Source organism: Rhodococcus sp. 05-2256-B1 (assembly GCF_002258465.1).
GTDB lineage: Bacteria > Actinomycetota > Actinomycetes > Mycobacteriales > Mycobacteriaceae > Rhodococcoides > Rhodococcoides fascians.
On sequence record NZ_NOZA01000026.1, the window covers coordinates 464001 to 472159 of the forward strand.

Consider the following 8159-nt stretch of genomic DNA (forward strand, 5'->3'; position numbering starts at 1 on the left):
CACCGCCAACGACACGCGTATTCGACGCGAGCGCCGATCAACTCACCGGCGCTCCGACGGTGACGGCGTTCGCGTTCGCTCCGGTGCCGTAGCGGCCCGAAGCACCGTCCAGCTGCTCCGCCAGGGCGAGAACCGTGGTGATCCGGCCTGCTTCACGGTCGACGTTGTCCACCGTGCTGAGCGCCGACGACAACGCCGAGTCGGCACGCACCACTGCGATCGAGCCGTTGCCCTCTGCCGCACCGGAACGACCTGCCAGTACCGCACCTGCTCCGCGTGAATCGAGGGCTCCTGCGAAGCGAGCGACGATGGCACCTCGGTTGCCGTCCTCGACATCCGAGGCACCCGAACCGGTGACCACCACGGCCAGCTGCGCCGGTGCGACCGCCCCGTTGTCGTAAGCGATGAATCCGCCGCTGCGCAACGTCTCGAGGGCGAGAGACAGCTCCTCGGGGGTCGATTGCGGCTGCGCCGTCTGCGCATTGAGCAGCAACACCGAACCCAGCAGGTCGCCCGCCAGACTTCCTTGGTCGACCGCCCCGGTCCGCAACTGCACCCCGGCCGGAATGACATTGGTCAGTCGGGTGCGCAGATCGTCGCCGTTCGCCGCGGACACGAACGAATCCGTGAGCGATACCCGACCCGTGACCGTGGCCCCGGACGCTCCGATCGACCGCGTGACGCCGTCGACATCGCCGGGATCTGCGTCGGGTGTGGTGATGACCACGACACTGCGATCGACGAGGGTGTCCCGAAGTACTCGACCCGAGACCGCCGCATCGAAACCGTCGGCCGAGTTCAGCTGCTCGCCGAGCTGATTGTTGGTCGACTGCAGATCGTCGACCTGATTCTCGAGACCCGTCTTGTCGTCTCGCAGACCCGAGACCAGTCCGCTGGACAGCAGGCCCGAGCCGAGGACGATGCCGATGGCCAACGCAACGAACACGGCAGCCAGCGAAATGGCATGTTGGCGAAGCGAAATCACGAAAGCAACCCCTGGAACCACAGTGCGAATCGGTTCCACAGATCGATCGCCCAATCCAAGGATTCGCCGCCGATGTTGGAGACGGCCAACGCCACGATCACCGCAACGAGCGCAGCGAGAATGAGCAGGGCAATTGCACCGCCCGACACGCGGCTTCGGTACAGCGTGGCCACCGCCTTGGCGTCGACCAGCTTGGCACCGACCTTCAGACGCGTCATGAACGCGGCCGGGTTGGTGTTGCGTCGTCCGCGATCGAAGAATTCGTCCAGGCTGGCCGGGCTACCGACCGACACGATCAGCGACGCGCCGTGGTGGTCGGCCAACAGTAGTGCGAGGTCCGCAGCAGCACCGGTCGCCGGGAAGGTCATGGCACCGATACCGAGATCCTGGATGCGTTCGAGACCTTGCGCGTGTCCGTCCGAATCGGCCGGAAGTACCACTTCTGCACCACATTTGAGTGTCTGCGCCGTGACGTCCTCCGGATCGCCGACGATCAGATCCGGGCGGTGTCCCGCTTTCATCGCTGTGTCCGCGCCCGCACCGACGCCGATGATGACGGGCGAGTACTCCTTGATGAACGGCTTGAGATTCTTCAGGTCCTCCGCGTGCCCTGGCCCGTCGGCAACGATCACGACGTGACGACCCTTGAGGTCGATGTCGATGTCCGGCACCCCGACGCCGTCGATCAGCAAAGGACTCTCGGTCCGGATGAACTCGATCGTGTTGCCCGAGAACGCTTCCAGATGGTCGACCAGCCCGGTCTTGGCCTCGATCATCTTGTCCGAGATCTCGGCTTCGCTCTGCTCCTCACCCTTGGCGAGGCGGCGATCGCCGGTGTAGACGCCACCGTCGTTGAGCCGGATCTTGGTGCCGTCCTTGATCTTCTTGAAGATCTCGGTGCCGGCCGAGTCGATCAAGGTGATCCCGTTGGCGACGATGACCTCGGGGCCGAGGTTGGGATAGCGGCCGGAGATCGACGGCGACGCGTTGACGACCGCGAGCACCCCGGCCTCGACGAGCGCATCTGCGGTCAACCGGTCCAGATCGAGCTCGTCCAGAACGACGATGTCGCCGGGGCCGACCCGCTTGAGCAGCTTGGCCGTGTTGCGATCGACTCGCGCGATCCCGGTGATTCCGGGCAGCGAATCCTGACTACGTGACAGCAGTGCCGGCATCTTCATGCCCACCATGATGACCCGATCGACACGCCCGGCCATGGAGGCGCGCCGAAACAACTACCACACTGATCACATCAGCACCAAAAGTTACAGGGCAGCTCGATCCGCGTTTGCGGTGGCCAACAGCTCCTCTGCGTGTGCGCGACCGGTCTCGGTGTCGTCGAGCCCGGCGAGCATCCGGGCGAGTTCGACGACGCGTTCCGAGGACGACAGCGTCCGGACTCCGCTGTTCGCCGCCCCCTTCTTGGCGTCGGTCTTGTCCACCACCAGATGCGTGTCCGCGAACGCAGCCACCTGCGGCAGGTGGGTGACGACGATGACCTGATGAGTACGAGCCAGCCGACCGAGCCGACGACCGACCTCGACCGCCGCCCGACCACCGACTCCGGCGTCGACCTCGTCGAACACCATCGTCGCGCCCTTGTCGGAGCCCGCCAGCACCACCTCGAGCGCCAACATCACCCGCGAGAGCTCGCCGCCCGACGCGCTCTTGCTGATCGGCAACGCCTGGGCGCCGTCGTGCGCGGACAACCGGAACTCGACCTCGTCGACGCCGGTACTACCCGCATGCAACTCGGTACCGTCGACGACGATCGGTGCCGTGTCCGACGGTCCGGCCGGCAGCGATCGAACATCTATCTGCAGCTTGGCTTTTCCCATCGCCAGTCCGGCCAGCTCGACGCTGACGGCTTTGGACAGCTTCGTCGCCGCTTTCGACCGGGCAGCGCTCAGCTTGGACGCGGCGGCCGCGACATCGACCGCAGCCGACTCGACACGCGCACTCAGCTCCGCGAGCGCGTTGGCAGAGGTATCGATCCGAGACAAACGTTCGCGAGCGTCCTCGGCCCACGCGATGACACCGTCGACGTCGGCGGCGTACTTGCGCGTCAGAGACTTCAGCTCGGCCTGCCGGTTCAGGATCGTATCGAGAGCTCCTGGATCCGACGGGAGATCCGACAGATACGTGGTCAGGTCGGCACCGATGTCGCCGACGACGGCCATCGCGTCGTTCAACCGGGGCAGCAGTTCTGTGAGAGCAGCGTCGTCGGCGTGTTCGAGACGCGATCGTGCCTCGCCCAACAGATACAGCGCAGACGTGGTGTCCGACGCCTCCTCGGTACTCCCGACGAGAGCCGCGGCGGCACCCTCGGCGGTTTCTCGCAGCGAATCGAGGTCGCCGAGCCTGCGCACATCCTCGGCCACGGAGCGATCCTCACCCGGCTCCGGTGCCAGGGAGTCGATCTCCTGCAGGCCGAACTGCAGCCGGTCCGCTTCCTGAGCCAATTCACGGCTGCGTTCGGTGCGGTCGATCAATTCGTTGCGTGCGTCGAGCCACGTCTTACGGGCGGCGCGATACTTCGCCACCAGAGAGGCAACCGAATCACCGGCGAATCTGTCGAGTGCACCGAGTTGCTGATCGGGGCGCAGCAGCCGCAACTGATCGTTCTGGCCGTGCACTGTCAGCAGCGAATCGGTGAAGTTCGACAGCACCGATGCGGGGACGCTTCGTCCACCCAGATGTGCACGTGAGCGGCCGTCCGAGTTGACCGTTCGCACGGCGATGATCGAATTGTCTTCGTCGCGTTGACCTCCCGAGGATTCGAGCACCTTCTCGACATCCTCGATCACCTGTTCCGAGGCGGTGTCGGTGCTGAATCGCCCCTCGACCACGGCCCTTTGGGCACCGAGCCGCACCCGACCTGCATCGGCGCGTGCACCCGACAGCAGATGCAAGCTGGTGACCACCATCGTCTTGCCCGCACCGGTCTCGCCGGTGAGAACCGTCAACCCCTCGTGAAATTGTGCGCTCGCACCGGAGATGACTCCGAGGCTGTCGATCCGAATCTCTTCGAGCATCCCTACCTCGCTCTCCCCCGCCACCCGGTCACGGGCAGTTCGAATTTCTTGACCATGCGATCGGCGAACGGTGCCGAATCGAGGCGAACCCACTTGATGGGCGATGCTCCCCGCACGACCTCGACGCGTGCTCCCGCCGGCAACCCCAATGTGCGGCGGCCGTCGCAGAACACGAAACCATCGTGTCCGCCGGCATCGATCTCGACGGCGATGATCGACTCGGGGCTGGTGACGAGCGGACGCGCGAAGAGGGCATGGGCGTTGCTCGGAATGACCAGTATGGCTTCGAGTTCCGGCCACACCACCGGCCCGCCTGCAGAGAACGCATATGCCGTCGACCCCGTGGGTGTCGACACGAGCACTCCGTCGCAGCCGAACGCGGAGACCGGACGCCCGTCCACTTCGAGAACGACCTCGAGGACCCCGAGCCTGGAACCGTTCTCGATGCTCGCCTCGTTCAGGGCCCACCCACGCTCGACGACCTGGTCGCCCACTCGGATGGCAATGTCCAACGTCATCCGCTGTTCGATTCGGTAGTCGCCGGCCATGACCCGCGCCAGCGCGTCCTCGAGATGGTCGGCCTCGGCCTCGGCGAGAAACCCCACGTGGCCGAGGTTGATACCGAGAACCGGGATGTCGGCCGCCTGTGCGAGCTCGGCCGCTCGCAGGAACGTTCCGTCACCGCCGAGAACCAGAACCATCTCGCACCCGGCGGCCGCATCGGGACCGAACTCGACGACGTTGAGCCTCATGTCCGCCACGAACACATGGTCGTGTTCCTCGGTGTCCGATGCCTCGATCTTGGACGGTTCCACTTCGTCGACGAGAACCCGCAGACAGATACCCGCTTCGTCGAACACTTTGCCCACTCGGCGCGCCGTCTCGGCGATGTCCGGCCGGCCGGGGTGTGCGACGAGAAGAATCTCCCGAACGGACTCCTGTGTCGGAGCTGCATGGGACGGAGTCACTGTGGTCCTTCCTCGATCGCGTGACGGACCAACTCGGTGACGTCCACGTCGGTACGCGGCGAACCGTCACCTGCGCCCGCCTTCAGCCACAAAAAGTACTCGACGTTGCCCGAAGGTCCCGGCAGTGGGCTTGCGGCGACCGCCTCGACTCGCAGGTTCGACGCAAGCGCGGCATTCGCGACGTCCTCGACGGCCTCCGCCCGCAGCGCCGGGTCTCGCACGACGCCGCCGGAACCGACGCGGTCCTTGCCGACCTCGAATTGAGGCTTGACCATCAACACCATGTCCGTACCCGACGTGGAGCACGCGACGAAAGCGGGAAGAACGAGCTTCAGAGAGATGAACGACAGGTCTGCCACGATGACGTCGACAGGGCCCCCGATCGTGTCGGCATCTATCGAACGCACATTGGTGCGATCGATGACGTGCACGCGTTCGTCGGATTGCAGCCGCCACACGAGCTGGCCGTAACCCACGTCGACCGCAACGACCTCACGCACACCGCGACTGAGCAGAACGTCGGTGAAACCTCCCGTGGAGGCACCGGCGTCGAGACACCGCGCGTTGTCGACGGTCAGACCCAGTGGCTCGAACGCGTCGAGGGCACCGAGCAGTTTGTGCGCGCCGCGAGACGCCCAGCTGATTTCGTTGTCTTCCTCGGCCACCAACAGCGGAGTGCCCGGCTCGACGGCGGTAGCGGGCTTCGAAGCCACGGTTCCGGCAATCTTCACCCGGCCTGCTTCGATGAGTTCTGAGGCGTGTTCACGAGATCTGGCCAATCCACGACGGACCAGTTCTGCGTCGACACGTGCGCGACGGGCCACGTCAGGTCTTGTCGACGGTCGTCAAGGCCCGAACCAGCACTTCATGGGCCCGGTCCAGCACACTCGCATCACGCGCCAGGGCGTCCGAATCGACGGCCTCCGAGTCGAGGTCTGCCTGCGACCCGATGGTGAGCTGCGCGAGCAGCGACGACACCTCGGCCCTGATGCTGTCCGGATCTGCGGACGACTGTTCGCCGACCGCGTTCGGCCGGTGTTGTCCTGGGAGTGGAATCGACGCGCTCATCACCTTTCACGCTATCGGATGGGTCCGACGAACGCCCGCTCGCGGCCGACTGCACGAACCCGTGTCAACAACCCAACAACGAGCGCAGATCGGAGAGTCCATCCCCGTCGAAGCGAACATCCGAGAATTCCGAACCCGACCACGCAACATCGAGGACGGCGAGCAGACCTTCGAAGGCATCCATCTCGGCAGCACCCTCGAACCGCACGGACAGGACCTCGTCGTCGATGCCGACCGTCCAGCCATCCTTACCAGCGACCTCGGACGCCGACTCGTCCTTGTTCAGAACCCCGAGATCACGACCGATGTGAGTGGGACGCAGGTGCTTCGGAGCACGAAGCAACTCTGCAGCGGTACTGACACCTGTCAGGACCAACAGCGACGGGAGGGCAGCTTCGTTCGCGCCTGCTATATCGGTATCGAGCCGGTCCCCGACCACGAGCGCCGACTTGGCACCACTTCGCTCGACGGCGTCACGCATGATGGGAGCCGCGGGCTTGCCTGCAACGATGGGCTCGACGTCGGTGGCATTGCGCACTGCTGCCACCATCGAACCGTTGCCGAGAACGAGGCCGCGCTCGGTCGGAAGAGTCGCATCGACGTTGGTCGCGACCCACAGCGCGCCCGCACGCACAGCCAGCACCGCCTCGGCCAACATGGGCCACCCTGTATCGACCGAATGTCCCTGAACCACCGCAACCGGCTGGTCGTCGGCAGAGCGCACCGGCGTCAATCCCACCTTCTCGATCTCGGTCGCCAAGGCGTCGGTACCGACGACGAGGACGCGTGAGCCAGGATCGAGTCTGTCCGCGAGTACTCGGGCTGCTGCTTCGGAACTGGTGACGACAAATTCCGCTGTGGTGTCGAAACCGAGTTCGCGGAGGTGTTCGGCGACATCGCTCGGTGCGCGACTGGCATTGTTGGTGACGAAGAACTGCTTCTCGGAACCACCCGAAAGCGCCTCCACTGCACCCGGAATGGGTTCCTTGCCGGCGTAGACGGTGCCGTCGAGGTCGAGCAGCAGAACGTCGTGGGCGTCGCGCAGTAATGTCACCGACTGCCCCCGGACAACTCCTCGACCCGCTCTTCTGCGTCGGTTTCTCCATCGACATCCGCCGCGGCAGCGTTGAGGAACCACTTCACACCTTCGTCGACGCGACCGGCAGCAACGAGCGCATCGGCGTAGACGTAGAACAGACGAGCCGCAGCCGTACCCGACCGGGACGCGTCGAGATCGGGAGTCTGGAGGGTGACGACGGCCTGGTCGTACTGATTGAGATCCATACGAGCGCCGGCGACGACGATCCGGAGTTCCGACGCCTCTTCACCGGTCAGTTCCCGCGCTTCGTCGCTGCGACCGAGTTCGATGGCCCGCTCGGGGCGCCCGAGTCCGCGTTCGCAGTCGGCCATGACCGCGATGAGGCCGGGGCCGCCGGCCATTCGACGTGCCGCCCGCAGTTCCGACAGAGCCTCCGCCCATTCACCCGCGTGATATGCCGCGATACCGGCCGTCTCGCGTACGACGGCAATGCGGCCGGCCCGCTGACGAGCAGCGCGCGCGTGCAGCAGCGCCAACTGCGGGTCGTCGTCGAGCAGGCGGCTGGTCATCACGAGGTGACGCGCCACAGCAGTGGCATTGTTCTTGTCCAAGCTCAGCAGATCCCGGCGCACTGCCGGCTCGAGCTGGCCGGCTTCGACCTCGTCGGGCAGATCCGGCTCGTCTGGCCGCGGGGGTCGACGGTCGGACGATGCGCTGTTTCCGCGGCGATCGCCGGAGAACCCACCTTCCCCACCACGCCTGCGGGGAGGACCGTCCGAACGACGCGAGTCGGCGCGACGGTCCTGAGCGCGGGGGTTGCGATCTCGGGACTCGTTGGGGCGATTGCCACCGTCTGCTCGGGAGGGGCGACGATCGTTGTTGTCTTCCGACACGGGCGTCCTTTCGGATTTTCGGGTACAAACGCAAAAAGGGGACCCACCAAGTGGGTCCCCTTCTTACAACGGGTGTTCGGCGGTGTCCTACTCTCCCACACCCTGTCGAGTGCAGTACCATCGGCGCTGGAGGGCTTAGCTTCCGGGTTCGGAATGGGACCGGGCGTTTCC

The 8159-nt window shown here is 65.4% G+C and carries 8 protein-coding genes and 1 rRNA gene; all 9 read right to left on the reverse strand.

The genetic code is table 11. From position 1 onward, the window contains the following. Nucleotides 1–37 precede the first annotated feature (37 nt). On the reverse strand, nt 38–985 hold the full coding sequence (locus tag CH285_RS15425; RefSeq protein ID WP_032370606.1) for a copper transporter: 948 nt from the start codon (nt 983–985) through the stop codon (nt 38–40). Then, nucleotides 982–2166, reverse strand: coding sequence for a putative cytokinetic ring protein SteA (gene steA, locus CH285_RS15430; RefSeq protein WP_032366203.1), 1185 nt, complete (start codon nt 2164–2166; stop codon nt 982–984). The genes CH285_RS15425 and steA overlap by 4 nt, the downstream gene beginning before the upstream one ends. An 84-nt stretch (nt 2167–2250) precedes the next feature. Next, a complete protein-coding gene (gene recN, locus CH285_RS15435) occupies nt 2251–4020 on the reverse strand; it encodes a DNA repair protein RecN (protein WP_032388437.1) in 1770 nt (589 codons plus the stop codon). A 2-nt stretch (nt 4021–4022) separates the two neighbouring features. Further along, entirely contained in the window at nt 4023–4988 is a 966-nt protein-coding gene (locus tag CH285_RS15440; RefSeq protein WP_027497219.1) for an NAD kinase, read from the reverse strand. Further along, a complete protein-coding gene (locus CH285_RS15445) occupies nt 4985–5812 on the reverse strand; it encodes a TlyA family RNA methyltransferase (protein WP_032385011.1) in 828 nt (275 codons plus the stop codon). Before CH285_RS15445 ends, CH285_RS15440 begins: the two co-directional genes overlap by 4 nt. 1 nt (nt 5813) lies before the next feature. After that, the gene (locus CH285_RS15450) at nt 5814–6056 is read right to left on the reverse strand and encodes a hypothetical protein (RefSeq protein WP_032388329.1); all 243 of its coding nucleotides are present in this window, start codon (nt 6054–6056) and stop codon (nt 5814–5816) included. A gap of 64 nt (nt 6057–6120) precedes the next feature. Next, complete coding sequence (locus tag CH285_RS15455) at nt 6121–7110, reverse strand: HAD-IIA family hydrolase (RefSeq protein WP_032388328.1); 990 nt, start codon at nt 7108–7110, stop codon at nt 6121–6123. After that, nucleotides 7107–7988, reverse strand: coding sequence for a tetratricopeptide repeat protein (locus CH285_RS15460; RefSeq protein WP_080731014.1), 882 nt, complete (start codon nt 7986–7988; stop codon nt 7107–7109). The genes CH285_RS15455 and CH285_RS15460 overlap by 4 nt, the downstream gene beginning before the upstream one ends. 74 nt (nt 7989–8062) lie before the next feature. Continuing rightward, nucleotides 8063–8159, reverse strand: a 5S ribosomal RNA gene (rrf, locus tag CH285_RS15465); the annotation flags it as partial.

What these genes read in the sequence shown, in the direction of transcription:
- steA (WP_032366203.1), bottom strand. Translation starts at nt 2,166, where the DNA reads ATGAAGATGCCGGCACTGCTGTCACGTAGTCAGGATTCGCTGCCCGGA.
- recN (WP_032388437.1), bottom strand. Translation starts at nt 4,020, where the DNA reads ATGCTCGAAGAGATTCGGATCGACAGCCTCGGAGTCATCTCCGGTGCG.
- CH285_RS15450 (WP_032388329.1), bottom strand. Translation starts at nt 6,056, where the DNA reads ATGAGCGCGTCGATTCCACTCCCAGGACAACACCGGCCGAACGCGGTC.